The sequence below is a fragment of the Candidatus Pelagibacter ubique HTCC1062 genome (assembly GCF_000012345.1).
Classification (GTDB): Bacteria; Pseudomonadota; Alphaproteobacteria; order Pelagibacterales; family Pelagibacteraceae; genus Pelagibacter; species Pelagibacter ubiqueversans.
This window is the reverse complement of sequence record NC_007205.1, coordinates 721,767-747,009: the sequence shown is the minus strand read 5'-3', so window position 1 is coordinate 747,009 and position 25,243 is coordinate 721,767. Positions and strand designations below refer to the sequence as shown.

The 25,243-nt window shown below is 30.5% G+C and carries 32 protein-coding genes and 1 riboswitch; of the genes, 13 read left to right on the top strand and 19 right to left on the bottom strand.

What is annotated here, in order from left to right; genetic code table 11:
- Nucleotides 1–26 precede the first annotated feature (26 nt).
- The 4 genes from SAR11_RS03875 to SAR11_RS03860 form a co-directional block, all read right to left on the bottom strand.
- Nucleotides 27–1,286 (bottom strand): ABC transporter substrate-binding protein, encoded by a 1,260-nt coding sequence (locus SAR11_RS03875; protein WP_006997146.1) that lies wholly within the window; start codon nucleotides 1,284–1,286, stop codon nucleotides 27–29.
- A 200-nt stretch (nucleotides 1,287–1,486) separates the two neighbouring features.
- Nucleotides 1,487–2,389, bottom strand: a complete 903-nt coding sequence (locus tag SAR11_RS03870) for an ROK family protein (RefSeq protein WP_011281931.1) — start codon at nucleotides 2,387–2,389, stop codon at nucleotides 1,487–1,489.
- Nucleotides 2,390–2,392: 3 nt separating this feature from the next.
- Entirely contained in the window at nucleotides 2,393–3,139 is a 747-nt protein-coding gene (locus SAR11_RS03865; RefSeq protein WP_011281930.1) for an SDR family NAD(P)-dependent oxidoreductase, read from the bottom strand.
- Between the two features lie 45 nt (nucleotides 3,140–3,184).
- Nucleotides 3,185–4,627, bottom strand: coding sequence for an NAD-dependent succinate-semialdehyde dehydrogenase (locus tag SAR11_RS03860; RefSeq protein ID WP_011281929.1), 1,443 nt, complete (start codon nucleotides 4,625–4,627; stop codon nucleotides 3,185–3,187).
- A gap of 57 nt (nucleotides 4,628–4,684) precedes the next feature.
- Between SAR11_RS03860 and SAR11_RS03855 the strand changes: the two genes are divergently transcribed.
- Nucleotides 4,685–5,047 carry a GYD domain-containing protein gene (locus SAR11_RS03855; protein WP_236608312.1) on the top strand — a complete coding sequence of 121 codons (363 nt, stop codon included), beginning with the start codon at nucleotides 4,685–4,687 and terminating at the stop codon, nucleotides 5,045–5,047.
- Between the two features lie 36 nt (nucleotides 5,048–5,083).
- On the opposite strand, the gene SAR11_RS03850 is transcribed toward SAR11_RS03855, so the two are convergent.
- Nucleotides 5,084–5,917 (bottom strand): phytanoyl-CoA dioxygenase family protein, encoded by an 834-nt coding sequence (locus SAR11_RS03850; RefSeq protein ID WP_011281927.1) that lies wholly within the window; start codon nucleotides 5,915–5,917, stop codon nucleotides 5,084–5,086.
- Between the two features lie 35 nt (nucleotides 5,918–5,952).
- Between SAR11_RS03850 and moaA the strand changes: the two genes are divergently transcribed.
- From moaA to SAR11_RS03820, 6 genes are read left to right on the top strand one after another with little or no spacing between them, the layout of a single operon-like run.
- Nucleotides 5,953–6,945, top strand: coding sequence for a GTP 3',8-cyclase MoaA (gene moaA, locus SAR11_RS03845; RefSeq protein ID WP_011281926.1), 993 nt, complete (start codon nucleotides 5,953–5,955; stop codon nucleotides 6,943–6,945).
- Nucleotides 6,946–7,491, top strand: a complete 546-nt coding sequence (gene moaC, locus SAR11_RS03840) for a cyclic pyranopterin monophosphate synthase MoaC (RefSeq protein ID WP_011281925.1) — start codon at nucleotides 6,946–6,948, stop codon at nucleotides 7,489–7,491. It begins immediately after the preceding gene.
- Between the two features lie 2 nt (nucleotides 7,492–7,493).
- Complete coding sequence (locus SAR11_RS03835) at nucleotides 7,494–7,763, top strand: hypothetical protein (protein ID WP_011281924.1); 270 nt, start codon at nucleotides 7,494–7,496, stop codon at nucleotides 7,761–7,763.
- Nucleotides 7,763–8,206, top strand: a complete 444-nt coding sequence (locus SAR11_RS03830; protein ID WP_011281923.1) for a molybdopterin synthase catalytic subunit — start codon at nucleotides 7,763–7,765, stop codon at nucleotides 8,204–8,206. The genes SAR11_RS03835 and SAR11_RS03830 overlap by 1 nt, the downstream gene beginning before the upstream one ends.
- Nucleotides 8,203–9,108, top strand: a complete 906-nt coding sequence (gene msrP / locus SAR11_RS03825; protein ID WP_011281922.1) for a protein-methionine-sulfoxide reductase catalytic subunit MsrP — start codon at nucleotides 8,203–8,205, stop codon at nucleotides 9,106–9,108. Before SAR11_RS03830 ends, msrP begins: the two co-directional genes overlap by 4 nt.
- Before the next feature lie 24 nt (nucleotides 9,109–9,132).
- A complete protein-coding gene (locus tag SAR11_RS03820) occupies nucleotides 9,133–9,702 on the top strand; it encodes a sulfite oxidase heme-binding subunit YedZ (RefSeq protein WP_011281921.1) in 570 nt (189 codons plus the stop codon).
- Here the strand turns inward: SAR11_RS03820 and SAR11_RS03815 are convergent.
- Together SAR11_RS03815 and adh are read right to left on the bottom strand one after the other, a co-directional pair.
- Nucleotides 9,699–10,046 (bottom strand): DUF779 domain-containing protein, encoded by a 348-nt coding sequence (locus SAR11_RS03815; RefSeq protein ID WP_006997157.1) that lies wholly within the window; start codon nucleotides 10,044–10,046, stop codon nucleotides 9,699–9,701. The genes SAR11_RS03820 and SAR11_RS03815 overlap by 4 nt on opposite strands.
- A gap of 45 nt (nucleotides 10,047–10,091) precedes the next feature.
- Entirely contained in the window at nucleotides 10,092–11,642 is a 1,551-nt protein-coding gene (gene adh / locus SAR11_RS03810) for an aldehyde dehydrogenase (RefSeq protein ID WP_011281920.1), read from the bottom strand.
- A gap of 297 nt (nucleotides 11,643–11,939) precedes the next feature.
- On the opposite strand from adh, the gene SAR11_RS03805 reads away from it, so the two are divergent.
- On the top strand, nucleotides 11,940–12,185 hold the full coding sequence (locus SAR11_RS03805) for a DUF1244 domain-containing protein (protein WP_011281919.1): 246 nt from the start codon (nucleotides 11,940–11,942) through the stop codon (nucleotides 12,183–12,185).
- Here SAR11_RS03805 and SAR11_RS03800 read toward each other — a convergent pair whose 3' ends face one another.
- On the bottom strand, nucleotides 12,186–12,686 hold the full coding sequence (locus tag SAR11_RS03800; RefSeq protein ID WP_011281918.1) for a molybdenum cofactor synthesis domain-containing protein: 501 nt from the start codon (nucleotides 12,684–12,686) through the stop codon (nucleotides 12,186–12,188).
- 18 nt (nucleotides 12,687–12,704) lie between these two features.
- Here SAR11_RS03800 and SAR11_RS03795 point away from each other — a divergent pair, with 18 nt between their 5' ends.
- From SAR11_RS03795 to SAR11_RS03785, 3 genes are all read left to right on the top strand, one after another.
- Complete coding sequence (locus SAR11_RS03795; RefSeq protein ID WP_011281917.1) at nucleotides 12,705–13,451, top strand: sulfite exporter TauE/SafE family protein; 747 nt, start codon at nucleotides 12,705–12,707, stop codon at nucleotides 13,449–13,451.
- Between the two features lie 29 nt (nucleotides 13,452–13,480).
- On the top strand, nucleotides 13,481–14,071 hold the full coding sequence (locus tag SAR11_RS03790; protein WP_011281916.1) for a 2OG-Fe(II) oxygenase family protein: 591 nt from the start codon (nucleotides 13,481–13,483) through the stop codon (nucleotides 14,069–14,071).
- Nucleotides 14,072–14,159: 88 nt separating this feature from the next.
- A riboswitch (SAM riboswitch) is annotated at nucleotides 14,160–14,223 on the top strand.
- Between the two features lie 9 nt (nucleotides 14,224–14,232).
- Entirely contained in the window at nucleotides 14,233–15,141 is a 909-nt protein-coding gene (locus SAR11_RS03785) for a homocysteine S-methyltransferase family protein (protein WP_011281915.1), read from the top strand.
- Here the strand turns inward: SAR11_RS03785 and SAR11_RS03780 are convergent.
- On the bottom strand, nucleotides 15,134–16,021 hold the full coding sequence (locus SAR11_RS03780; protein WP_011281914.1) for a DMT family transporter: 888 nt from the start codon (nucleotides 16,019–16,021) through the stop codon (nucleotides 15,134–15,136). The genes SAR11_RS03785 and SAR11_RS03780 overlap by 8 nt on opposite strands.
- A complete protein-coding gene (locus SAR11_RS03775) occupies nucleotides 16,018–16,497 on the bottom strand; it encodes a YbaK/EbsC family protein (protein WP_011281913.1) in 480 nt (159 codons plus the stop codon). The genes SAR11_RS03780 and SAR11_RS03775 overlap by 4 nt, the downstream gene beginning before the upstream one ends.
- Before the next feature lie 146 nt (nucleotides 16,498–16,643).
- On the opposite strand from SAR11_RS03775, the gene glnA reads away from it, so the two are divergent.
- Nucleotides 16,644–18,050: a type I glutamate--ammonia ligase gene (glnA, locus tag SAR11_RS03770; RefSeq protein WP_011281912.1), complete on the top strand. Its 1,407-nt coding sequence runs from the start codon at nucleotides 16,644–16,646 to the stop codon at nucleotides 18,048–18,050.
- 6 nt (nucleotides 18,051–18,056) lie between these two features.
- Here glnA and SAR11_RS07050 read toward each other — a convergent pair whose 3' ends face one another.
- The 9 genes from SAR11_RS07050 to SAR11_RS03730 are packed head-to-tail and all read right to left on the bottom strand — an operon-like array spanning nucleotide 18,057 to nucleotide 24,450.
- Entirely contained in the window at nucleotides 18,057–18,227 is a 171-nt protein-coding gene (locus SAR11_RS07050) for a hypothetical protein (RefSeq protein WP_006997167.1), read from the bottom strand.
- A gap of 58 nt (nucleotides 18,228–18,285) precedes the next feature.
- On the bottom strand, nucleotides 18,286–18,618 hold the full coding sequence (locus SAR11_RS03765; protein WP_011281911.1) for a HesB/IscA family protein: 333 nt from the start codon (nucleotides 18,616–18,618) through the stop codon (nucleotides 18,286–18,288).
- On the bottom strand, nucleotides 18,618–18,914 hold the full coding sequence (locus SAR11_RS03760) for an iron-sulfur cluster assembly protein (RefSeq protein ID WP_011281910.1): 297 nt from the start codon (nucleotides 18,912–18,914) through the stop codon (nucleotides 18,618–18,620). The genes SAR11_RS03765 and SAR11_RS03760 overlap by 1 nt, the downstream gene beginning before the upstream one ends.
- 3 nt (nucleotides 18,915–18,917) lie before the next feature.
- The gene (sufU, locus tag SAR11_RS03755) at nucleotides 18,918–19,388 is read right to left on the bottom strand and encodes a Fe-S cluster assembly sulfur transfer protein SufU (RefSeq protein WP_006997170.1); all 471 of its coding nucleotides are present in this window, start codon (nucleotides 19,386–19,388) and stop codon (nucleotides 18,918–18,920) included.
- Nucleotides 19,388–20,605, bottom strand: a complete 1,218-nt coding sequence (locus SAR11_RS03750; protein WP_011281909.1) for an aminotransferase class V-fold PLP-dependent enzyme — start codon at nucleotides 20,603–20,605, stop codon at nucleotides 19,388–19,390. Before SAR11_RS03750 ends, sufU begins: the two co-directional genes overlap by 1 nt.
- A complete protein-coding gene (locus SAR11_RS03745) occupies nucleotides 20,602–21,846 on the bottom strand; it encodes a SufB/SufD family protein (RefSeq protein ID WP_011281908.1) in 1,245 nt (414 codons plus the stop codon). The genes SAR11_RS03750 and SAR11_RS03745 overlap by 4 nt, the downstream gene beginning before the upstream one ends.
- Complete coding sequence (gene sufC, locus SAR11_RS03740; protein WP_011281907.1) at nucleotides 21,847–22,581, bottom strand: Fe-S cluster assembly ATPase SufC; 735 nt, start codon at nucleotides 22,579–22,581, stop codon at nucleotides 21,847–21,849.
- Complete coding sequence (sufB, locus tag SAR11_RS03735; protein ID WP_011281906.1) at nucleotides 22,581–24,023, bottom strand: Fe-S cluster assembly protein SufB; 1,443 nt, start codon at nucleotides 24,021–24,023, stop codon at nucleotides 22,581–22,583. The genes sufC and sufB overlap by 1 nt, the downstream gene beginning before the upstream one ends.
- A 1-nt stretch (nucleotide 24,024) precedes the next feature.
- A complete protein-coding gene (locus SAR11_RS03730; protein WP_006997175.1) occupies nucleotides 24,025–24,450 on the bottom strand; it encodes an RrF2 family transcriptional regulator in 426 nt (141 codons plus the stop codon).
- 136 nt (nucleotides 24,451–24,586) lie between these two features.
- On the opposite strand from SAR11_RS03730, the gene SAR11_RS03725 reads away from it, so the two are divergent.
- Nucleotides 24,587–25,243: an alpha/beta hydrolase gene (locus tag SAR11_RS03725; RefSeq protein WP_011281905.1), complete on the top strand. Its 657-nt coding sequence runs from the start codon at nucleotides 24,587–24,589 to the stop codon at nucleotides 25,241–25,243.

Below are 25,243 nucleotides of genomic sequence, written 5' to 3'. Positions count from 1 at the left end.
CGCAGATTTTAACGTACTTTTTTTTATTATAGCGAAGCCTTAACTGCTGCAGCTAGTTTTTTAGCAGCATCAGATGAAGACATATTTGAATTGAAATGCTCAGTAACTACATCTTGAATAGCACCTTTTTGTGCAAGTCTTAATGCCATACCGTGAGCAAAACTTGGTAGTAATCCACCCTTAGAACCAGCAGTTTTTAAGTCTGCGTTTGATTTTTTAGCACACATATCAAACTCATCCATAGAAACATCTAATCTTGCAGGTATCGAACCTTTATAGATGTTGAAAACTTTTTGGAAGTTTTTTCCCATCATTAAGCTAGCAAGTAGTTTTTGACCTTCAACTTTATCTTTACCTTTAACTTTGTAGAAAATAAATGAGTCTACATTGTAAAGATATCCATTGTTAGATGGAGTTGGCGCACAGATATAATCTTTTCCTGGTGCCATGTTGTTAGCAGCAAATTCACCTTTTGCCCAATCACCCATGATTTGAAAAGCAGCTTTGCCTTCCATTACCATACCAGTAGCAACGTTCCAGTCTCTACCTGGAGAACCAGCATCAGTGTAACCTTTAAGTTTTCTCATTTGATCAAACACTTTAGTCATAGTTGATCCACCTAACGTAGCAGCATCTAAATCTACAAAAGCTTTTCTGTAGAAATCATTACCACCGACACCAAGAGCTACAGCTTCAAATACTGTTGCATCTTGCCAAGGTTGACTACCATGAGCTAAAGGAATAATTCCATTTGCTTGTAGTTTATCCGCAGCAGCATTAAACTCTGCCCAAGTAGAAGGCATTTTAATACCATTAGAATCTAGAACTTTTTTATTAGCCCAGATCCAGTCAATTCTGTGAATGTTTACAGGTGCAGCACAATACGCTTTACCATCATCACATTTCATATGACTAGCAACTTGCTTACTTAAAAGATTGTCCCAACCCTCTTTTTTTGCAACAGCATCAATGTTGTAAGGTGCAACTACACCCTCTTCATCGTACTCTTGAATTGTAGGACCTTTAATTTGAGCTGCTGCTGGTGCATCGTTAGCAACTATTCTAGCTTTTAGTGTTTGCATTGCTGCATCTCCACCACCACCAGAAACAGGCATGTCTAACCAAACTCCATTTTGTGCAGCAAACTCATCTTGTAATACTTTTAAAGCTTTTGCTTCACCACCACCTGTCCACCAGTGCAATACCTCAGCCTTAGGTGCTGCAAATGAAACACTTGGAGTAAGAGCTAGAGCTATTAAAGCAACTATCAGTTTCTTCATTTTCATTTTATTTTCCTCTTTTTAGTTAATATAATTAATCGATTAATTAATTTAAAAAATTAACTTATTAAAAAAACAAAAAAACCTAAACAAAAAACTTTTTCTACAACCTAAGATTGATTTAATTATTTTTAAATTAAACTATGTTTTATTTGAATAAAAAATTTTATAAAAAAAATTTTTTCACTTTTTAATAGATATAAAATTTAATAGCTTGATTTTCTACCTAATCTTGCCGCACCCCTAACTCCACTGGCATCTCCATATTTGGGTTTTAAGAAAACACCTTCATATTCTTTGCCTATAACATATTTTTTAGTTAAGTTTTCTATCTCATCAAAAAAATCTATTTCATTTGTAACACCACCACCAAATATAAAAACATCTGGGTCAAGAATATTAACTATAGTAGCTAAAGACATTGCAAGATTAGTCTTAAATTCCTCTATCATTTTTTCTGCATCTAATTCATGTCTTCTATAGAGTTCAAATATTTCATTAGCTTTCAAATTTTTTTTATACTTTTTATTAAATCTTTTAGCCAACCCTAATCCTGATACAAAACTTTCAACCTCTGCATCTCTTAGATTTAATGTCTTAAGCTCCTCTTTTTGGGCAGCCATAAATGGTAGCTGATTGTGACCCCATTCCCCAGCAACACCATTAGGTCCTGAAACAATCTGTTTATCTATAACCAATCCACCTCCCGCACCAGATCCAAGAATAATTCCATATACAATTTTATAATGTTTGCCAGCACCATCTATTGCTTCAGATAATGCAAAACAATTTCCATCATTTTCACAAAAAACTTCTCTATTTAGAGCTTCACGAAGACTTTTTTGAAAAGGTTGTTTTTCAATCCAAACACAGTTAGGCGCATTTTTAACTAGTCCTGTTTGTGGAGAATGAACGCCTGGATGACATACACCAACTGGTAATGTTTTATTATGTTTTTTTTCTAGCTCAACTACAACATCTTTTATGGTTTGAACTATTGAAAGGTAATCTTTTGGACAGTCTCTTCTACTTCTGTCAACTTCTTCACCGTTATCTTTTAAAATGACACTTTCTATTTTTGTGGCACCAACGTCAAATCCAATTTGCATAACTTAATAAGTTGCTCTTCCACCACTTAAATCAAAAACTGCAGCAGTTGAAAAAGAATTCTCTTCTGCAGCTAACCAAGTAACTAATGACGCTAACTCATCAACTTTAGCAAATCTATTTCTTGGAATTTTAGAGAGCATATAATTTATATGTTCCTCAGTCATTTGATCGAAAATTCTAGTCTTAGCTGCTGCTGGCGTTACAGCATTAACGGCAATATTTTTATCAGCTAATTCTTTACCTAACGATTTTGTAAGTCCTATAACACCCGCTTTTGCGGTGCTATATGCACTAGCATTCGGATTACCCTCTTTTCCTGCAATAGATGCAATATTTACTATTCTTCCATAATTATTCTTAATCATGTGAGGTGCTATTGCTTTACAGCAATAAAAGACTGAATTTAAATCTAAGTTCATTACTTTTAACCATTCATCATTTGGATAATTCCAAACTTGTGTATTTTTACCGGCCATACCCGCATTATTTACAAAAATATCTACATTTTTTTCTTTAGTACTTAGTTCAATATTTTTTGTTATGTCACCGAAGTTAGTGACATCAACTATTTGATGGCTACATTTTTCAGATGAAAGCTCTTTTAATGCTTCATCAACAGCTTTTTGATCAATATCCCAAATTATAACTTCAGCACCAGATTCTAAAAATCTTTTTGTAATTGCAAAACCAAAACCTTGTGCGCCACCTGTTACTATTGCTCTTCTACCCTTTAAATTATAATTATTCATAAATAAAACTTTTAATTTAGGATTTATTTAATTCAACCTTATTTACTAGCCCTTAATACCCATATGAGTATATTTAACATTTAGATAATCTTTAATTGCGTTAGAGCCACCTTCTCTACCATAGCCAGTTTGTTTTATTCCACCAAATGGAGCTTCTGCAACTGCTACAACACCAGTATTCACACAAGCAATGCCTGCTTCCATTAATTCAGAGGCTCTATAAGCTTTATCCATTGAATTAGTACAAATATAACTACAAAGACCTAAATCATTATCATTTGCTCTTTCAATAACTTCATCAAAAGATTTAAATGACAGCATTGGAACTAATGGCCCAAATGGTTCTTGTTTCATGATCGTAAAGTCATCTTTAACATCATCAAAAACAGTTGGCTCATAATAAAAACCTTTATTAAATCCTGCAGGCCTCTTACCTCCCAATAAAACTTTAGCTCCTTCTTGTTTCGTTTTTTCAACTAGCTCTTCAACTTCATTTAGTCTTTTTTGCGTTGTTAACGGTCCTAGTTGTGTATCTGGATCCATACCATTACCAATCTTAAGTTTTTTAGTTTTTTCAATAAATAAACCAACGAACTCATCTTTTTTACTTTCCTGAATGTAAAATCTATTAGGTGAAATACAAACTTGACCATTATTTCTAAATTTAGCAGCAATAGCTATGTCCGTTGCTTTATTTAAATCAGCATCATCAAATACAATGAAAGGAGAATGACCACTTAACTCCATTGTTACTCTTTGTAATTTATCTGCAGCTTGTTTTAAAATTATTTTACCAACTCTAGTTGAGCCTGTAACTGAGATTTTTTTAATAATATCAGATGAAATTAATTGTGACGCAATTGCAGGTGGATCACCTGACAAAAGATTAACTACACCAGCGGGTATTCCGCATTCCCTACAAATATCGACTAATTCCATAACCACACCTGGTGTAATTGTGTCTGGCTTGATAATTACTGAACAGCCCGCAGCTAATGCTGTAGAAATTTTTCTAGCAGCTAATACAAGTGGAAAATTCCAAGGTGACAAAGCAGCCACTACTCCAATCGGTTGATAATAAACATGCACTCTCGTGTCTTCAAATCTACTTTCTACAATTTGTCCATAAATTCTTTTTGTCTCTTCAGCATTCCATTCAAAAATATCTGCAGCACCATTCGTTTCACCAACACCTTCTGCTAAAGGTTTTCCATTTTCTAAAGTCATCCATTTAGCAAGTACATCTTTTTTTTCTCTTACCATGTCAGCAATTTTTCTAAGCGTATAAGCTCTTTGCCATGGTGGAGTTTTTCTCCAAATAGCTAATCCCTTTTCTGCAGATTTTAATGCTCTATCCACATCAACAGGTGTTGCTTTTGAAGCGTGGCCTAAAACTTCTTCTGTTGCAGGATTGATAACTTTATAAGTTTCCTTGTTAGAAGAGGGCGACCAATTGCCATCGATAAATTGTCCAAATTTTTCGTACATAATTTGCTAAACCTTGAGTTGATTTTTAAAAAATAAATTTTTAAATTTTTAACAAATATGATTAGATCTTACAAATTAATAAAGGAGAAAGTTATGAAAAAATATATTGTAATGGGTAATTATACAGCAAAGGCCTTCCAAGGTTTTATGAAGGACCCTAAGCAAGATAGATCAACTGCGGTAAAAGCATTAACTGAAGCAGTAGGAGGGAAATTTGAATCTTTTTATATTACGAGAGGTCCTTATGATTTCGTTGCTGTCACTTCAGGAGATATGCCTTATGAAAATTTTGCTGGTATAAAATTAGCTGTGGAAGCAAGCGGAACAGTAGAGAATATGGTTATTCTTGAAGAGATGAATATGAATAAAGCTGCCGAGATTGCCGCTAAAGCTATGGCTGGCTACAAACCTGCTGGTTAATTATTTATGTTAACTTCCAGTGTAAAAAGCTTGAAGTTAGCTAGTTTCAAATAAAGTTGGAAACATTTTTCCAGATAAATCATCACCATTTTTATAACCATTATCTTCCATAATAACTCTTTCTTCTCTGGCCCAATCTCCTCTATAAATAATTCTAGAATTTTCTTTTGCCATTCTTAGTGTGTATCTATGAATATCTTTTTTGGGTGTGACAGTATTTAATCCTCCATGTAGTGTTCTAATATCAAAATAAATACAGTCACCAACTTCCAGATCCCATTGTAGAAATTCATAATTATCTTTATTTTCTAATATGTTAGGAGTTAATTCATATTTTTTTCCATTAACAATCCCTGGTTCACCATCAACTTCATGGCCGTCATTAAACCGCGTTCTTAGGAATAATTTATCCCATAAATGTGAACCTTTAACCCATGCTATACCATCCTCTTTTTTTATTGGTTCAAGTGGTAACCACAATACACACATAGATCCTTCAAAATCGAAATATGATATATCATGATGAAAAGGTGGTGATGACTTCGACCCAGCTTCCCTGAAAAACCAATTATCCATCACTAAGTTAATCTTTTGTGCTTCTAAAAGTTCTGCTGCAATTTTTGGAGTTGGTGAATTAAATATAAAATCTTTGAATTCTTCATGTAAATTCCAGGTCCAAAAATCCTCATAATATCCTGGTAATTTTTGATCTTTTGTATGATTTACAAATCTTGGACTAGGACTTTCTTTACCTTTTTTGATTCCTTTTTTTAACTTTTCAATCCATGCGTTATCAAATTTACCTTTGATTAAGACAGCTCCGTCTTTTTTAAATAGATCCAGTTCCGATTTGGTAATAATTTTGCTCATATATTATTATTATAATATAATATAATAAATATAAGATGAAATTACTAAGTGATACTTTTGGAAGAAAATTTCCCTACATAAGACTATCGATCACAGACGTCTGTAATTATAAGTGCTCCTACTGTTTGCCACAAGGTTATAAAAAAACGCCTGGAGACACGAGAAGTTTTATGTCTGCTCAAGAAATATCCAGATTAACAAAAGCATTGTCTGAATTAGGTGTTTGTAAAATTAGATTAACTGGTGGAGAACCAACAGTTAGAAAAGACTTTTTTGATATCTTAAAAGATATGAAGCAAAATTCCAATATACCCAAAGTAACAATGACAACTAATGGTTATCGTTTGGACAAAATTGCAGAACAATTATTTGAAGCTGGTTTAGATGGAATAAATATTAGTATTGACAGTTTAAATAGAGAAACTTTTAAAAAACTAACAGGACATGACAGGCTTAATGAAATTTTAGAAGGCATAAAGATTTTACAAAAACTAGATTTTAAAAATATAAAAATTAATGCCGTTTTACTCAAAGGTATTAATGATACCCATGAAGAGTTTAAAAAATTTGGAAATTTCATAAAAGATAACAATATTGATTTTAGATTTATAGAATTGATGCAAACTGGTGATAATTTAGAATATTTTAAAAAAAATCATGTTTCCTCTAAATTATTCAAAGATTATTTAGAGAAAAATAACTGGATACCGCAAACTTATGGGAAAGATGCGGGTCCTTCATTAAATTTTATACATCCAAATTTTAAGGGTAAATTTGGATTAATTGCTCCTTATACTAAAGATTTTTGCCAAACTTGTAATAGATTAAGAGTTACCTCTAGAGGTGATTTAAGATTATGTTTGTTTGGTAATACCGGAATTAGCATCAGGCATTTATTGCAAGATGATGCTCAAAAAGATGAACTTGTAGATCTTATCATAAAACAATTGCATCTTAAAAAAGAGTCACATTATTTAGAACTTGGAGATACTGGAATTACTCCAAATTTATCTAGTACTGGAGGATAAATGGCAAACTTAAAAGTGATAAACGAAGAAAAATTAAAAGACTGGGCTAAAGAAATTTTTAAAAAAAATTCTTTTAACATGATTGATGTTTCATCAAAAAAAGAAACATTTAGAAGAGCGTTAGCTTCTGGTAAAATTTATGTAGGAAAAGAAGTTTTTAATCTAATTAGAAATAAAGAAATGCCTAAAGGTGATCCGATCACTTTAGCTGAAGTTTCAGCAATTTTAGGTGTTAAAAAAACTAGTGAATTAATTCCATTATGTCACCCACTTCCAATAGATCATACTGCAACAAAAATTATCATGCATGAAGATGATAGCTCTTTAGAGGTTTTTTGTGTTGTGTCAGCTGTTGCAAAAACTGGTGTTGAAATGGAAGCTATTATGGGAGTTAATGCTGCATTAATTACAATCTATGATCTTAGTAAAATTGTAAACCCACATCTTAGAATTGATAATGTGAAATTATTAATTAAAGAAGGTGGAAAAAGTGGTCTATGGATCAATCCTGATGGACTACCAGAGTTTTTAAAAGATATTTTTTAAACATGAAAATTAAACTTGAGTTATTTGGAGCAAGTAGAGATTTTAGCAATAAAGATTACTTAGAATTTGATCTTAAAGAAAAAATTGAAATCAAAGATTTAAGAAGAGAAATCATCGATTACTTGGATATTAATTTTAAAGGTAATGAAGATTTTATAAAAATAGTTAAAAGCTCTGCTTTTTGCTCTGAAGATAATAATATTGTTAATGATAATTTTAAAATTACAAAAGATCAAAAAATTGGGATTATACCTCCAATAGGCGGTGGCTGATGTTACATGCAAAAATTATAGATATTGAAAAAAATAAAATAAAAACTTCTGAAGCAGAAGCATTTATCAAATCATCTACATACGGAGCTTCAATTATTTTTACAGGAAATGTAAGAAATATTAATGAAAATAAAGAAGTTATTGGTATAGCTTATGATAGTCATGACGAACTAGTACTAAAAAGTTTTGAAGAAATTTATAAAGAGACTACAGAAAAACTTAAAATTATAGATAAAGCAGTCTTTATAGAGCATATAAAGGGCTATGTGGGGCTTGGAGAAACTAGTATAATTATCGCAGTTGCCTGCAAACATAGAGATGAAGCTTACGTATTATCTAGGTATATAATTGAAGAAATCAAAAAAAGATCACCTATTTGGAAAAAAGAACATTATAAAAATGATGAAAGTGAATGGTTAAAAGGTAATCCTATTAAAAAATGAAAAAATATAAACATTCAGAAATTACACCAGAATTAATTTACAATAAAAGAAGAAAATTTATTAAATCAATTGGGCTTGGTGTTGGTTCAATATCTTTGAGCAGTATACCATTCTTAAACAATGCTTATTCACAAAATAAAACTAAGCTAACATCATATGAAGATATTACGACGTATAACAATTATTATGAATTTGGTACCAGTAAAAGTGATCCTTATAGAAATTCACAAGAATTTATTACTAAACCTTGGAGTGTAACTATTGAGGGGGAAGTAGAAAATCCAGTTACGATTTCAGCTGAAGAAATAATTTCTTTATTTCCTTCGGAAGAAAGAATCTACAAACTAAGGTGTGTTGAGGGTTGGTCAATGGTTATTCCTTGGATGGGATTTTCTCTAAGTAGGTTACTTAGTAAAGTATCTATTAAAAATACTGCAAAATTTGTTGAATTTGAAAGTGTTTATGACCCTGAACAAATGAATGGCCAAAGATACCCTGTTCTAAATTGGCCTTATAGAGAAGGATTAAGAATTGATGAAGCTATGCATCCTATAACAACAGTTGTTACTGGGCTTTATGGAAAAACATTGCCTAATCAAAATGGAGCTCCATTAAGAATTTTTGTTCCTTGGAAATATGGTTTTAAAAGTGCAAAAGCAATTGTTAAAATAAAATTAGTTGAAAATATGCCTACATCATCTTGGATGAGATCGTCCCCAAGAGAATATGGATTTTATTCAAATGTTAACCCAAATGTTTCTCATCCAAGATGGTCACAAGCAACAGAACGTGTCATAGGTGAAGGTATTTTAGCTCCTAGGATTGAGACTGAAATGTTTAATGGGTATGGTGATGAAGTTGCACATTTATATTCAGGTATGGATTTAAAGAAAAACTTTTAGATACATAAATTTGTTTTATAAAACATGCAGAAATATATAAAAATACCAATTTTCTTTTTTTGTTTACTGCCAATATTAATCATTGTTTATCAAATTATTTTTAATCAATTAGGTCCAGAACCTGTGAAAAAAATAACACATGTAACTGGTGAGTGGACACTTCGTTTTATCATAATAACTCTTGCAATGACTCCTTTACAAAAATTTACTGAATTAAATTTTTGGATTAGCTATAGGAGAATGTTTGGGTTGTTTGTTTTTTTTTATGCATCAGCACACATGATGACATATGTTGGCATAGATTATCGTTTTGATTGGTCTAGTATTGGAGATGATATTATAAAAAAAAAATTTATATTTGCTGGATTTTTAGCTTGGCTTTTATTAGTGCCACTTGCTCTTACTTCATCTAAACGAATGATAAGGTTGTTGAGAGATAAATGGAAAAAACTACACAAGCTTGTTTATATAATTTCTTTATTAGGAATTATTCACTACTTATGGTTAGTTAAAGTAGTTACAGTTGAACCCTTAATCTATCTTATTATTATAGTAATTTTACTTACACTAAGAGTTAAAATGAAATTTAATTAATTAATTGATTTTTTTTCAGGAACGCAAATCTCAGATCTTGTTAAAAATCTTCTGCCAGTTCCATTGTCTAAAGAAAACATTCCACCCATACCTTGAATGCAATCAATAATTAAATCTGTATTTTTCCATGCTTCATGTTGAGTTTCACTTATGTAAAAAGGAATACCACCAATTTTTCCAACTAAAACATCGTCATCACTTACTAAAAATTCTTTAACAGGGTAACACATTGGAGCACTTCCATCACAACATCCACCAGATTGATGAAAGAGTAATTCTTTACCATGATCTTTCTTTAGATCTTCAATTAGTTCTAAAGCTGAAGGGGTTGCTGAAACTTTCATAGTTATATGGCCTGCAGTTTAATACAGGCCATTATAATATATCTGTTAAAAGAAGCCTAATTTTTTCTCACTGTAAGACACGTGTAAGTTTTTCACCTGTCTATAATGATTAAGCATCATTTTATGTGTTTCTCTACCGATTCCAGATTGTTTGTATCCTCCAAAAGCAGCATGAGCTGGATAAGCATGGTAACAGTTAGTCCAAACTCTACCAGCCTGGATTCCTCTTCCCATTCTATAAGCAATATTCCCATTTCTAGTCCAAACACCTGCTCCTAAACCATAAAGAGTATCATTAGCTATTTCTAATGCATGAGCTTCATCTTTAAATTTAGTAACAGATACAACTGGTCCAAAAATTTCTTCTTGGAAAACTCTCATAGAGTTATTGCCTTCAAAAATAGTAGGTTGGATATAATTTCCTTTTTCCAAACCACTGTTTAAGTTAGCAACTTCACCACCACATAGAACTTTGGCACCTTCTTTCTTACCTAAATCTAAGTAAGATTTTATTTTTTCCATTTGTTCTAATGATACTTGAGCACCAATCATAGTTTCCATTTTTAGAGGATTGTCCTGCTTGACTGCTTTCGTTCTAGCAACTGCTCTTTCCATGAACTTATCATAGATAGATTCTTGGATTAACACTCTACTAGGACAAGTACAAACTTCACCCTGATTAAGAGTAAACATTGCAAAACCTTCAAGACATTTATCAAAGAAATCATCATCTTGATCCATAACATCTTCAAAGAAAACATTTGGAGATTTTCCACCTAATTCTAAAGTTATTGGAATTAAGTTTTGTGATGCATATTGCATGATCAAACGTCCAGTTGTAGTCTCACCTGTAAAAGCAATCTTTCTAATTCTTTTAGAAGAAGCTAATGGTTTACCTGCTTCAAGACCAAAACCACTTACAACATTAACAACTCCTGGAGGCAATAAGTCTCCAATAAGTTCCATTAATAGTAAGATTGATGCTGGTGTTTGTTCAGCTGGTTTTAAAACTACACAGTTACCTGCAGCAAGTGCTGGTGCAAGTTTCCATGTTGCCATTAATAATGGAAAGTTCCATGGTATAATCTGTCCAACTACACCAAGTGGTTCAGGTATATGATAAGAATATTCACTATTACTTATCTCTGAAACCGAACCTTCTTCTGCCCTGATTACTCCAGCAAAATATCTCCAATGATCAACAACTAATGGTAAGTCAGCTGCCATACACTCTCTAATTGGTTTTCCATTATCTAAACATTCAGCAGTAGCTAATAGTTCTAGATTTTTTTCAATAACATCAGCTATTTTAAGTAGCATGTTAGATCTTTCAGTTATTGATGTAACTCCCCAAGTAGGAAAAGCAGCATGTGCAGCATCTAATGCAGCCTCAACATCTTTTGCATCTGACCTTGGAACGGAACATATAACTTCATTATTGATTGGACTTACGTTGTCAAAATATTTACCTGATTTTGGTTCAACGAATTTTCCTCCTATAAAATTTCCATATTTTTCTTTAAATGGAAATTTGACATTTAAGTGAGACGTATCTAGTAACGGAGATCGTCCACCTTTTACTGTTTCTGTGCTCATTTTTATCCTCTCTCTTTTATTATTATTCTTAAGCTTATTTTTTTTGATTGGTTTGTGTAACTTCTTTTTAGTCACACTCTTTTTAACTTTTTTAATAATTTTAGATTTTTTTTTAACTTTAGGTTTTGACTTTTTGGCTGTTTTCTTTTTTTTACCAGCCATCTTTTTTTTAATAGCCATAAAATATTTAAACAAAAAAAGATGATAATATCTATATTTTAAACATTAATTTTTCTACTTAAGATTGAATGCAGCCTACATCTTGTGCTTAATTGAAATGTGTCTAATATTTTAATTATGAGAGAAGATAAAAAACAAGAATTACAGTCTGCTACATTTGAAAGATTGCTCAAACATCTAGATAAACGAAAAGATGTTCAAAATATAGATATTATGAACCTTGCTGGCTTTTGCAGAAACTGTTTATCAAAATGGTATCGAGAAGAAGCAGAGAAAAAAGGTATTGAAATTTCAGACCTAGATGCACGTGAGCATGTTTATGGTATGCCTTATTCTGAGTGGAAAGAAAAATATCAAAAATAATTATTTTTCCTTAAGTCTTGGAAATAGTTCTACAAAATTACAAGGTTTATGATTTATATCTAACTGATGTTTTAAAATTCCATCCCAGGCATCCGTTACTCCCCCTGAAGAACCTGGCAAAGCAAATACATATTTGCCATTAGCTAGTACTGCACAAGCCCTAGATTGAATGGTCGATGTACCAACTGTTTTTAAACTTATTGTTCTAAACACCTCTCCAAAACCTGGTATATGTTTGTCAGCTATCTCGTTTACTGCCTCTGGTGTAATATCTCGACCTGTAAGCCCAGTGCCCCCTGTTGTAATTACAACATCTATTTCAGATTGATTAATCCAATCTTTAAGGATTTTAATAATGTCATCTTTGTTATCTTTACAAATTTTTCTATCTATTAATTTATGTTTAGCCTCCTCTATTTTTTTTACTAAGATCGCACCAGACTTATCGTTCTCAAAAGTTCTGGTGTCCGTAACAGTTAAAAGTGCTATATTTACAATCATAAATTTAAAATAATTTTCATGATTATATTATCATTTTTATTTCTTCTAACAGCAACTTTATATTCAAGTGTTGGCTTTGGTGGTGGCTCTACCTATCTAGCCCTTCTATTAATTTGGGATATTCCTTACTTGATCTTTCCTGTAATTGCTCTCTTTTGTAATATTATTGTCGTATCAGGAAATTGTATAAATTATATTAAAGCTGGAAATATCAATTTTAAGATCCTTACCCCATATTTGATATCATCTGTGCCACTTGCATTCATAGGAGGATCTTTATCAGTAGATAAAGAAATTTTTGAAATTTTACTTTTTTTAGTCTTAGCACTAGCAGGAGTTCTACTTCTCATGAAATTTCAATCTTTTGATCAAAAAATTGAAGTTTATAAAAAGATACCAAAAATATTATCAATATTAATTGGTGCATCTATTGGATTTGTGTCTGGTGTAGTTGGAATTGGTGGTGGAATTTTCTTAAGCCCTATATTGTTATTAATTAGAGTAGATAAAGCAAAAAACATTGCAACAGCAGCATCATTATTCATACTGATTAATTCTTTATCAGGACTTGCTGGCCAATTTACAAAGGCATCAACAATAAATGGAATTTATGATTATTGGCCATTATTTTTTTTTGTTTTAATAGGCGGCCAGCTTGGAAACTATTTAAATCTTAAAATTTTTCCTGCAAGAATATTAGCTCTAGTGACATCAGGACTTGTCATATTTGTCGCTATTCGAATGGGACTGAAGTTGTTTGCATAACAGAAGTATTAAATTATTATAGAAAGATTATGAAAACATTTAGAGCATTTGGACCCACTATAGGAAAAACAAAGTTATCCAAAAAAATTATTACTATATTAAATAATCACATTGATAAGTCTCAATTATCTAAAAAAAATGATTATAGCTCTAAACTTGCAAGTCAAATTAGGAATGAAATTAAGATACCCAAAACTTTAATTAATAAGAGTTTGTCTAAAGAATTACTAAAAAATATTAAAGTTTACCTTGATAAGTCAGGCGTTAAAAAAATTAAAGAAATTAAGATAATAAATCTATGGGTGGTTAGGCAATTAAAAAATGAATATAATCCAATTCATTATCATGAAGGACAACTGTCAGGTGTTGGATATCTTAAAATCCCAAAAGATATGAATCAAAATAAATTAGTTAAGAATAAAAAGATTAAAACTAATGGAACTATTGATTTTATTAATGGTCAAAAAAACTTTTTAAGTAAAAGTATCTATAATTTAAACCCTAAATTAGGAGACCTATTGATTTTTCCAAATTATTTAATGCACACAGCTTATCCATTTAACGTTGATGGTGAGAGAAGATCCTTCTCATTTAATGCTAAAATATTATTCAAGAAGTGATTTACTAATCAGTCTAATAGATATATAAATATTTTACCGATTTGATCCATATTGCAGGTGCTAACTGCTAAAAAGGAAATCATTATATAATTGGTAAAGGTAGTTGAACTGTATTGTGCACCTTGCATAGAGCTAAAGCACTAAAAAAGTAAGGAATAAAAATGGATATTAATTTTTTTAAAACAACACGAATTTTAGATGGTGGTATGGGACAAGAATTGTTAGCTCGTGGTATGAAGCCAAACGGCACATTGTGGAGTGCAAATGCTGTTTTAAAAGAAGAATACCATCAACTCTTACTAGACACACATTTAGACTTTATTAAAGCGGGTGCTGAAGTTATTGTTACAGCAACCTTTACTACTAGACGAATAAGATTACGTGATAATAAAATTGAAGATAAGTTTGAATACTTAAACAAAAAAGCTGGTGAAATAGCTCAGAAAGCTAAAGAACAACATCCTAACGTGTTAATTGCAGGCGGTCTTCCACCTCAATATTTAACATACGAAGAAGATACAAGACCAGATGATGAAATTAAGCAAAATTTTTATGATCAAGCAAAATTATTAGATCCTTATATTGATTTTTTTTACTTAGATGTTTTGTCTAGTGTAAAAGAGTTTAAATTAGCAATTGAAGCAATTGAAGAATTTAATAAGCCATACTTAATAGGTGCTCACATTTCTGAAGGAATAAATCTTCCAAGTGGTGAAAAAATATCAGATATTATTAACAATATTAAACATAATAATTTACTAGGATTAATTTTATCCTGTGTTTCACCTGAAAACTTTTATGAAAATTTAGAAGAAGTAAAAAATTTAGGTGTTCCGTTTGGATTTAAGCTTAATGCTTTTGTGACAACTAATCCTAAAGATGGTTATACTAATAGTTATAATGTCAGTAAAACTGGTAACCCAAATGAATTTTTGGGTCAAAGAAAAGATTTAACACCCGAATTGATGGCAAATTTTGTTAAAAAATTTAAAAATGCTGGTGCTACTATTTTAGGTGGATGTTGCGAAACAAGACCATCTCATATTAAAGAAATGGTTCAGTTTAAGTAGTTTTTTTTTGATCTGCTTTTTTAACAAAGTAAATTCCAACAACAACTGCTAATAAAGATAATAAAATTTTAGGTGTTATTATTTCTTTTAAAAAAATATAACTCAATATAGTACCGAATATTGGAATTAAGTAAGAGACTTGTGATTGAAATATAAGACCATTATCTTTTAGAATTTTAAATCTTAGCAACCAAGCAACACCTGTTGAAACCATTCCTAAATAAACTACTGATATTGTAGATTCAATGCTTGGAATTGAATTCCATGGTTTTTCAATAAAATAAACAAATGGTATTAAAATTAGGATAGCCCAAATTAATATAGAGCCTGTTACATTTTCATTTTTTTTCTTACTAATTTTAAGAGTTAAAACTCCTCCAATAACATAACAAGTTGACCCAAGCAATATTAATAACGCAGAAATAAAATTACTATCATTTATTAATAAATTATCTGAAAACAAATAAATAATACCTGAAAAACCAATTAGTATTCCAAAAGTTTTAACTAAATTGAACTTTTCATTTTTTGTATAAAAGTGACCCAATATTGTTGAACTCAAGGGTGTTGTTGACATTAAGATTGCTGCCAAATTACTTTGTACAGATTTTACACCGTAAGCTATTAAGAAAAAAGGTAATACCAAATTGACAAATCCTATTATAGCAAACCAATACCAATCTTTGGAAAATGCTTCAATCTTAATTTTTTTATAAAAGCATAATAATAATACTGGAATTGATCCAAAAAAAACTCTCAAGAATGCAATTGTAATTGGTCCAAAAGATTCTGTTGCAATTTTGATATTAAAAAAAGCTGATGCCCATATTAAAGCTAAAACTACTAATAATGTATAATCAATTAATCTAGGTTGTCTCATTCAATTATATCTTCAACTTTTCCATTCGTAATCTTTTGAATATCGTTATAGTTTGTTTTAAATACACAGTTTGGATGTCCAGCTGCAGCAAACAATTCATTAAACCTTTCTAAAGAATTGTCTATTATAATTTCAATTCTCTCTAAATGCCCAACAGGTGAGACACCCCCTATTGTATAGCCCGTTTGTGTCTTAACTTCTTCTGGTGATGCCATTGAAATATCTTTTTTATCTTTAACTTTTTTTAGTTTATTTAATGAACACCTCTTATCGCCTGCTACTAAGCATAATATAAAAGTATTTTCCGCTTTAAATAATAAGCTTTTGACAATTGCACCTACATCACAAGCTAAAGCTGTTGCTGCATCCTGTGCTGTTCTTGCTGAATTTTCTAAAACTATTACCTCTAAGGATTGGTCAAAGTTTTTAAGAAATTTTTCAGCTCTTTTAACAGGTTCTTTATCTAATAAGCTCATATTTCAACTAATAATTGATTGATAATTTAACAAATAATGTTGTAATTCATATGTAAAAAACGCATAGGTGATATTTATTATTCAAGCAATATTATTAAAGAAACATTTGTTATTAATTGACCACAAAATTTAAAAAAGGAGAAACTATGACTGCTGCCAATGTTCTAAAATTCATGAAGGAAAAAGAAGTTGAATTTGTTGATTTAAGATTTACTGACCCTCGAGGAAAACTTCAACATTTAACAATGGATCACACTATCGTTGATGAAGAAATGTTAAATGAAGGTGTATTTTTTGATGGTTCATCTATTGCTGGTTGGAAGGCAATTAACGAGTCTGACATGATTTTAATACCTGATACTTCTAGAATGATTATGGACCCTTTTACATCTCATAATACTCTAATCCTTTTTTGTGATATTTTAGATGCTGTTAAAAGATCTCCTTATGAGAGAGACCCAAGAGGAACAGCTAAAAAGGCAGAAGCATATTTAAAAAAATCTGGCATTGGTGATAAAGCTTTTTTTGGTCCTGAACCTGAATTTTTTGTTTTTGATGATGTTAGAATTAATAATGATCCAAACAACACTGGTTTTAAAATAGATAGTAAAGAAGGTCCTTATAATTCTGGAACAGAGTATGCAAATGGAAATATGGGTCATAGACCTCCAGTAAAAGGTGGTTACTTTCCAGTCCCTCCAGTTGATAGTGAACAAGATATGAGAGGTGAATACTTAAAAAGTTTAAAAGAGGTAGGTATTAAAGTTGAAAAACATCACCATGAAGTAGCACCAAGTCAACATGAACTTGGTATGTACTTTGGAACACTTGTTGATCAAGCTGATAATGTTCAATTATATAAATATGTAGTTCAAATGGTTACACATTCATTTGGAAAAACAGCAACTTTTATGCCAAAGCCGATTGCAGGAGATAACGGTTCAGGTATGCACATTCATCAATCAATTTGGAAAGACGACAAACCAGTTTTTTCTGGTGATGCTTATGCAGGGTTATCTGAAACAGCACTTCACTATATTGGTGGAATTTTAAAACATGCAAAAGCAATTAATGCTTTTTCAAATGCTACAACAAATAGTTATAAAAGATTAATTCCAGGTTTTGAAGCCCCTGTTCTGCTTGCTTACTCTGCAAGAAATAGATCTGCTTCATGTCGTATACCAATTTCATTAAGTAAAAATGGTGCAAGATGTGAAATAAGATTTCCTGATGCTTCAGGAAATCCATATTTAACTTTTGCTGCTATGCTTATGGCTGGTTTAGACGGAATTAAAAATAAAATACATCCAGGCGAATCTTTTGATAAAGATCTTTATGAATTACCTCCCGAAGAAGTTAAAAACATTCCAACTGTTTGTGGATCATTAAGAGAAGCAATGGAAAGTTTAGATAAAGATAGAGAATTTTTAACTGAAGGTGGTGTATTTACTGATGATCAAATTGATGCTTACATTGCATTAAAATTTGAAGAGATACATAGATTTGAACACGCACCTCATCCTGTAGAGTTTGAGATGTATTACAGCAGCTAAAACTAATTACTGTCTAGTTGTTGCGATTGTATCTTTGTTAATTCCTTTTTTAACAACGTAATCCTGAGTGCCATTAGCACCAGTGTTTACTTCTTTTCTAAGAGTCTTGAAAAAAGTTCTTTCTTTCAGTGACTTTTCTAGAGATTTAACAAGATTTTTAAATTCAAATTTATTCATAACTATTTAATACCATAGATATGTGATATTTGCAATACTGATATGCGTTTAGGTAATGTTATACTTTAAATGACTCGCCACAACCACAACGTTCAGATTCATTGGGGTTATTGAATACGAATGATGATGAAAATTCTTCTTTTTTATAGTCCATTTCAGTGCCTAATAAGTACATAACAGCTGCAGCATCAACAAAAACCTTAACACCCTTATCTTCAATTATTTCATCTGAAAGATTTATTTCTTTTGCATATTCCATTACATAAGACATGCCAGCACAACCACCAGATTTAACTGCAACTCTAACACCAATTGAATTCGACTCAACTCCAGACATAATTTCTTTAATACGACTTGCAGCATTATCACTTAATTTAATGATAGGGTTCATTATAGATTTAACTCCAATTTAGCAGCTTCAGACATCATTGATTTTTCCCAAGGTGGTTCAAAAACTAAATCTAGATCAACCTCTTCAATGCCTTCTACTTGCATTGCACTATCCTTAACTTCCTGAGGTAAACTTTCTGCAACAGGACAATTTGGTGTAGTCAAGGTCATTATAATTTTAGCTTTAGACTCGTTTACTTTAACATCATAAATTAAACCTAATTCATAAATATTGACCGGTATCTCTGGGTCATAAATTTTTCTAATTTCAGCTATTACTTGTTCTCTTAAATCCATAATTTAATCTAATTTTTCAGTATTAATTTCTTCTTGAGTATTGTCAATTGCAGAAATTAAAGTATGCCATGATAAAGTCGCACATTTTACTCTCATTGGATATTGTTTTACTCCAGACAAGCACATTAATTTAGTTTTTTCATCTTCTTCTAGGTTTTTTGATTTTAATTCAGGATTCTCCTTAATCATACCTAAGAAGTCATTTACAATTTCTTTAACTTCTACTTCTTCTTTGCCTTTAATTAAATCAGTCATAATTGATGCTGAGGCCATTGAAATTGCACAGCCACTACCTTCAAATGAAATATCTTCTACTTTTTTATTTTCATCAAGTTTTAAAAATATATGTACATTATCACCACATAATGGATTCTTACCCATTGCATCTTTATTAAAATTTTCAGTTTTTCTTAAGTTGCGTGGATTTTTACCATGCTCTAAAATTATTTCTTGATAAAGTTCTTTTATATTCATTAGAGATTAAAAATTTTCTTACAGTTATTGATAGAATTATTAAGTTGATCTAAATCATCTTTTGTATTGTAAACACCTAATGAAGCACGTGCACTTGCAGGTATTCCTAATTTGTCATGTAGGATTTGACAACAATGATGACCTGCTCTAATAGCAACACCATCTTCATCCAATATTGTAGCTATGTCATGTGGATGAACACCTTCTATAGTAAAAGACAAAACTGCTGACCTATGTTTTGGGTTACCAATTAATTTAACTGAATTATTTTTTCTTAAAATTTCTTGACCATACTGGATTAATTCTTGCTCATGTTTAATCATGTTTTCAATTCCGATTTTTTCTAAAAATTTTATAGATTGATCAAATGCTATAACTTGTGCTGTAGCCATTGTTCCAGCTTCATATTTATTAGGTAAATCTCCATATGAAATGCTATCTTTTTTTACATCTCGAATCATTCCACCGCCACCTTGATAGGGTGGTAATTCCTCTAGCCACTTTTTCTTTGCATATAAAACACCAAGACCTGTTGGCCCGTACATTTTATGGCAAGAAATAGCATAAAAATCACAGTCTATGTCTTGCATATCAAGTTTTAAATGAGGAGCACCTTGGCATCCATCTACTAAAACCGCAATACCTTTTGAATGAGCAAGTTCTGTTATTTCTTTAACTGGTAAAACTGATCCCGTTACATTTGATAAGTGTGTAATAGCAATTAATTTTGTTTTTGATGTAATTTTTTTTTCAATGCTTTCTAAAGTAATCTCTCCATCATCATTAATTTCTGCAAACTCAATCTTTATACCTTTAGATTGTCGTAAAAAATGCCAGGGCACGTAATTAGAATGATGTTCAAGTTCTGTTATAAGTATTTCATCCCCTTCTTTTAAAAATTTTTGACCATAGGTATTAGCTACAAGATTAATTGCCTCAGTCGCACCTTTAGTGAATACAATTTCATTTTTATCTTTAGCGTTAATATATTTTTGAACAGAAGATCTTGTATTTTCATAAAGATTAGTTGCAGCTACTGCTAAGTAATGAACGCTTCTACCTGTGTTTGAAAATTCATTTGTATAAAAATCATTAACTCTATCAATTACAGATTGTGGTTTTTGAGATGAGTTAGCACTATCAAGATATACAAGATCATTATTATGAACTTTATTATTAAATATTGGAAATTCTTTTTTAATATTTTCTATACTCACTCTACAACTCCCATCATCTCTTTGATTAAATTTTTGATTTCTAAATCAGTAATTGTTTCAACTGCATCCATTAGAAAACCATTAATCAATAATTCTTTTGATTGCTGATAACTTAGACCTCGAGACATTAGATAAAATATCGAGTCTTCGTCTAAGTTACCTGAAGTTGATCCATGCGAGCATTTTACATCATCGGCGTAAATTTCAAGTTCAGGTTTACCATCGAATTCTGTATTTTCATTTAAAAGTAAAGCTTTACTTAGTTGATACCCATTTGTTTTCTGTGCTTTTTGATCAACAAAAATTTTACCTTGATAAATACCTTTAGAATTGTCATTTAAAACTGTTTTGATTAATTGATAGCTTTTTGTATTTTCTGCTAAATGATTTATGTTCGTTTTAATTTCATGATGTTGTGAGTTTTTTAAACTTATCACACCATTAATAAATGCTGAACTGTATTGATCATTTAGATTACAATTTACTTCATTTTTGATAAATTTAGATCCTGTCGAAAAAATAAAATTTTCAGAGATGCTATTTTTTTCAAGATTAATATTATTATAAAAATATTTAATATTAGAATTGGTTTTATGATCAATTTTGTAACTTTTAAGGATTGCATCTTGAGCAATATCAAAATTTTGATTTATATTAATGAAATTATTTTGAGACTGATCATCAAATATAGTAACTAATTTCAAGTTACTATTTTTTTCTAACTTAATATCCGTTCTTAAATTGAGTGCAGTTGAATTAACATCCTCAGTAGTAATATTGTATAAAACCAAAGGTTTATTTAATGAATAATTCTCTTTAACGATAATACCAATATGTGCACTAACAAGAGCATGGTTTAAAGATACTAATGGATTAATTCCATTCGAATTGTTGCTTAAATCTAAATCATTATTAATTAAAACTTTAGTGTCATCCTCATACTTGATGTCTACTTTTGAAATAACTCCATTAATAAAAATAATCTTATTATGTTCAAACTTATTAATTAAAGATACTTGATCTTTAGGTTCGTAAGTTTTATCGTTATAAAAACTTAAATTTTTAATATTAGATGATATTATTTGATTTAAATCTGAAAATTTCCAATCTTCAATTCTTTTATTTGGAAAGCCTTTATCAATAAAATTGATTAAATTTTTTTTTCTAAACTCAATATTGTTTTCAGAAAATTTTAAATTTTCTGTCATCTTATTGAAATCTGATTTTAGTTGTTCAATCATTTAACTAAGAGTTTCGTAACCTTTGCTTTCTAATTCCATTGCTAATTCTGAACCTCCAGATTTAACGATTTGACCATTAATTAGAACGTGAACAAAATCAGGTTTAATATAATCAAGTAATCTTTGATAGTGGGTAATAATTAAAAAAGAACTATCTTTACTTCTTAATGCATTCACACCCTCAGATACTATTTTTAAAGCATCAATATCAAGTCCAGAATCAGTTTCGTCTAAAATCGACAGCTTAGGATTAAGGATAGACATTTGAAGTATTTCATTTTTTTTCTTTTCTCCACCAGAAAAACCTACATTTAATTGTCTACTTAATATTTTTTCATCAAATTTTAATTCTCCGGCTTTTTGTTTAACTAATTTTAAGAATTCAATAGCATCTAATTCTTTTTCACCTTTAGCTTTTTTAATTGCATTTAAAGATGTTTTTAAGAATATATTGGTATTTACCCCTGGAATTTCTAATGGATATTGGAATGCTAAAAATATTCCTTTATGAGCTCTTTCTTCAATTTCTAATTCTAAAAGATTTTCATTAAAATACTTTACTTCACCAGTTACAGTGTATCCTTTTTTCCCTGAAAGAACATTTGATAGAGTGCTTTTTCCAGATCCATTAGGCCCCATAATTGCATGCACCTCTCCTGGTTTAATTTCTAAATTTAAACCTTTTAAAATTTCTTTATTATCAATATTCGCTTTAAGATCTTTAATTGTTAACATTAACCAACACTCCCTTCTAAACTGATTCCTACTAATTTTTGAGCTTCAACAGCAAATTCCATTGGTAATTGTTGCAGAACCTCTTTGCAAAAACCGTTAACAATTAAACTAACAGCCTCTTCTTGATTTAAACCTCTTTGATTGCAATAGAACAATTGTTCATCGCTAATTTTGGATGTTGTTGCTTCATGCTCAATATTTGAGCTAGAATTTTTATTCTTTATGTATGGAACAGTATGCGCTCCACACTTGTTACCCATCAAAAGAGAGTCACATTGAGTAAAATTCCTTGCATTATCAGCATTTTTTGAAATATCCACTAAGCCTCTATAAGTATTATCTGCAAATCCAGCTGAAATACCTTTTGATATTATTTTGCTTTTTGTATTTTTACCCAAATGAATCATTTTAGTACCTGTATCTGCTTTTTGATGATTATTTGTTATTGCTATTGAGTAAAATTCTCCTACAGAATTATCACCCATCAATATACAACTTGGATATTTCCATGTAATTGCTGAACCTGTTTCAACTTGTGTCCAAGATATTTTTGAATTTTTTCCTTTGCATAAACCTCTTTTAGTTACAAAATTATAAATTCCACCTTTTCCATCTTTGTCTCCTGGATACCAATTTTGTACTGTTGAATATTTTATTTCAGCATCATCTAGTGCAACTAATTCTACATTTGCTGCATGTAATTGATTTTCATCTCTCATTGGTGCTGTACATCCTTCTAAATAACTTACATAACTTCCTTTATCAGCAATGATCAAAGTTCTTTCAAATTGACCTGTTTCTGTAGCATTAATTCTAAAATAAGTTGAGAGTTCCATCGGGCATCTTACACCTTCAGGAATATATACAAATGACCCATCGGTAAATACTGCTGAATTAAGTGTTGCAAAATAATGATCTGATATTGGAATTACAGACCCTAAATATTTTTTTACTAATTCAGGATGATCTTGTATAGCTTCAGACATAGAACAAAAAATAATTCCTTTTTTATTTAACTCACCCTTAAAAGTGGTTGCAACAGAAACTGAATCAAATACAGCATCAACTGCTATTCCATTAAGTCTTGCTTGTTCTTGAAGAGGTATTCCAAGTTTATTATAAGTTTCTAATAATTTTGGATCTAACTCGTCTAAACTTTTTGGTTTGTCATCCATGCTTTTTGGTGCTGAATAATAATAAAGGTCTTGATAATCTATTTTCGGATATTTAGGTTTTTGCCAATTAGGTTCTTTTAATTGCTTTAATCTTTCAAAGGCTTTCAATCTCCAATCAAGCATCCATTGTGGTTCTTTTTTAATATTTGAAATAAACTTAATTACCTCTTCATTTAAACCCTTGGGTGCTCTAGTATTTTCAATATCAGTTGAAAATCCATATTTATAATCTTTTAATTTTTCTATTTCTTTTTCTCTTGCATCCATTTTAATTTCTACTTTCTGAAGAATTGCTTATAAGATCTTTTAAATTTTTTTGTTCGAAAAAATGATTGATATGAACTTCAAGTTCGTCCCATAAATTATGAGTGATGCATTTCGTAGTCTTACTATTGCATCCTTTTTTAGATTCCTTCTTGCATTGAACAGTTTTGACTTCTTCATCTACGGCACTAAGTATGTTTGCTAATTTAATTTCTTCTGGTTCTTTGTTTAAGATATAACCTCCATTAGTACCCCTAATACTTTTTACGATATTATATTTTTTTAACTTAGAAAAAATTTGTTCTAAAAAATCCAAAGAAATACCTTGTCTTAACGATATATCTCTTAAAGATACTGGATTAACACTATTGAACTTAGCAAGATCAGCTAAAGCCATTACTGCGTATCTACCTTTTGAAGTTAATTTCATATTATCCTTATTTAAGTGGGCTTTTTATACAAACCTGACTAAATTAGTCAAGTATACAATACATAAAAAAGATAACATATTGTCGCTTAGTTATGATATGTGTATTTTTTTTTGAGAATAATAATCAATATCATTTATGGACAATAAAATAGTTGAAGTTTTTATACCTGGGCCTGCTGGAAGAATGGAGGCCAAGTATTACAAAAGTGAAAAAATTACATCACCAATAGCGTTAGTATTACAACCTCATCCTCAATATGGAGGAACAATGAATAATAAAGTTGTAGTTGATACATTTCATACTTTTATGGAAAATGGATTTTCTGTATGTAGAGTAAATTTTAGAGGTGTTGGAAAAAGTGATGGTGAGTTTGATAATGGTCAAGGTGAACTGGCTGATGCTGCTGCAGCACTAGATTGGTTGGAGCGTGAAAATTTTGATAACTCACAATGTTGGGTTTCAGGATTTTCTTTTGGGTCTTTAATTGCAATGCAATTGTTAATGAGAAGACCAGAAATAAATAGATTTATTGCAATTTCGCCACAACCAAATGTTTATGACTTTTCATTCTTATCTCCATGTCCTACTTCAGGTTTAATGATTTATGGAAAAAAGGATGAGTTAGTTCCCTTAGAACATATTACAGATCTAGATAAAAGATTGAGCGCCCAAAAAGGTATTAAAGTTGACTTTCAGGCTATAAATGATGCTAATCATTTTTTTACTAAAACAGAAGACGTATTAGTAAAATGTTTAGATAAATATATCAAAAAAGAATCTGCTTTATTTTAA

Excerpts from the sequence above, each read along its gene's own strand:
- SAR11_RS03875 (WP_006997146.1), bottom strand. The coding sequence starts at position 1,286 with ATGAAAATGAAGAAACTGATAGTTGCTTTAATAGCTCTAGCTCTTACT.
- SAR11_RS03870 (WP_011281931.1), bottom strand. The coding sequence starts at position 2,389 with ATGCAAATTGGATTTGACGTTGGTGCCACAAAAATAGAAAGTGTCATT.
- SAR11_RS03865 (WP_011281930.1), bottom strand. The coding sequence starts at position 3,139 with ATGAATAATTATAATTTAAAGGGTAGAAGAGCAATAGTAACAGGTGGC.
- SAR11_RS03860 (WP_011281929.1), bottom strand. The coding sequence starts at position 4,627 with ATGTACGAAAAATTTGGACAATTTATCGATGGCAATTGGTCGCCCTCT.
- SAR11_RS03855 (WP_236608312.1), top strand. The coding sequence starts at position 4,685 with ATGATTAGATCTTACAAATTAATAAAGGAGAAAGTTATGAAAAAATAT.
- SAR11_RS03850 (WP_011281927.1), bottom strand. The coding sequence starts at position 5,917 with ATGAGCAAAATTATTACCAAATCGGAACTGGATCTATTTAAAAAAGAC.
- moaA (WP_011281926.1), top strand. The coding sequence starts at position 5,953 with ATGAAATTACTAAGTGATACTTTTGGAAGAAAATTTCCCTACATAAGA.
- moaC (WP_011281925.1), top strand. The coding sequence starts at position 6,946 with ATGGCAAACTTAAAAGTGATAAACGAAGAAAAATTAAAAGACTGGGCT.
- SAR11_RS03835 (WP_011281924.1), top strand. The coding sequence starts at position 7,494 with ATGAAAATTAAACTTGAGTTATTTGGAGCAAGTAGAGATTTTAGCAAT.
- SAR11_RS03830 (WP_011281923.1), top strand. The coding sequence starts at position 7,763 with ATGTTACATGCAAAAATTATAGATATTGAAAAAAATAAAATAAAAACT.
- msrP (WP_011281922.1), top strand. The coding sequence starts at position 8,203 with ATGAAAAAATATAAACATTCAGAAATTACACCAGAATTAATTTACAAT.
- SAR11_RS03820 (WP_011281921.1), top strand. The coding sequence starts at position 9,133 with ATGCAGAAATATATAAAAATACCAATTTTCTTTTTTTGTTTACTGCCA.
- SAR11_RS03815 (WP_006997157.1), bottom strand. The coding sequence starts at position 10,046 with ATGAAAGTTTCAGCAACCCCTTCAGCTTTAGAACTAATTGAAGATCTA.
- adh (WP_011281920.1), bottom strand. The coding sequence starts at position 11,642 with ATGAGCACAGAAACAGTAAAAGGTGGACGATCTCCGTTACTAGATACG.
- SAR11_RS03805 (WP_011281919.1), top strand. The coding sequence starts at position 11,940 with ATGAGAGAAGATAAAAAACAAGAATTACAGTCTGCTACATTTGAAAGA.
- SAR11_RS03800 (WP_011281918.1), bottom strand. The coding sequence starts at position 12,686 with ATGATTGTAAATATAGCACTTTTAACTGTTACGGACACCAGAACTTTT.
- SAR11_RS03795 (WP_011281917.1), top strand. The coding sequence starts at position 12,705 with ATGATTATATTATCATTTTTATTTCTTCTAACAGCAACTTTATATTCA.
- SAR11_RS03790 (WP_011281916.1), top strand. The coding sequence starts at position 13,481 with ATGAAAACATTTAGAGCATTTGGACCCACTATAGGAAAAACAAAGTTA.
- SAR11_RS03785 (WP_011281915.1), top strand. The coding sequence starts at position 14,233 with ATGGATATTAATTTTTTTAAAACAACACGAATTTTAGATGGTGGTATG.
- SAR11_RS03780 (WP_011281914.1), bottom strand. The coding sequence starts at position 16,021 with ATGAGACAACCTAGATTAATTGATTATACATTATTAGTAGTTTTAGCT.
- SAR11_RS03775 (WP_011281913.1), bottom strand. The coding sequence starts at position 16,497 with ATGAGCTTATTAGATAAAGAACCTGTTAAAAGAGCTGAAAAATTTCTT.
- glnA (WP_011281912.1), top strand. The coding sequence starts at position 16,644 with ATGACTGCTGCCAATGTTCTAAAATTCATGAAGGAAAAAGAAGTTGAA.
- SAR11_RS07050 (WP_006997167.1), bottom strand. The coding sequence starts at position 18,227 with ATGAATAAATTTGAATTTAAAAATCTTGTTAAATCTCTAGAAAAGTCA.
- SAR11_RS03765 (WP_011281911.1), bottom strand. The coding sequence starts at position 18,618 with ATGAACCCTATCATTAAATTAAGTGATAATGCTGCAAGTCGTATTAAA.
- SAR11_RS03760 (WP_011281910.1), bottom strand. The coding sequence starts at position 18,914 with ATGGATTTAAGAGAACAAGTAATAGCTGAAATTAGAAAAATTTATGAC.
- sufU (WP_006997170.1), bottom strand. The coding sequence starts at position 19,388 with ATGAATATAAAAGAACTTTATCAAGAAATAATTTTAGAGCATGGTAAA.
- SAR11_RS03745 (WP_011281908.1), bottom strand. The coding sequence starts at position 21,846 with ATGATTGAACAACTAAAATCAGATTTCAATAAGATGACAGAAAATTTA.
- sufC (WP_011281907.1), bottom strand. The coding sequence starts at position 22,581 with ATGTTAACAATTAAAGATCTTAAAGCGAATATTGATAATAAAGAAATT.
- sufB (WP_011281906.1), bottom strand. The coding sequence starts at position 24,023 with ATGGATGCAAGAGAAAAAGAAATAGAAAAATTAAAAGATTATAAATAT.
- SAR11_RS03730 (WP_006997175.1), bottom strand. The coding sequence starts at position 24,450 with ATGAAATTAACTTCAAAAGGTAGATACGCAGTAATGGCTTTAGCTGAT.
- SAR11_RS03725 (WP_011281905.1), top strand. The coding sequence starts at position 24,587 with ATGGACAATAAAATAGTTGAAGTTTTTATACCTGGGCCTGCTGGAAGA.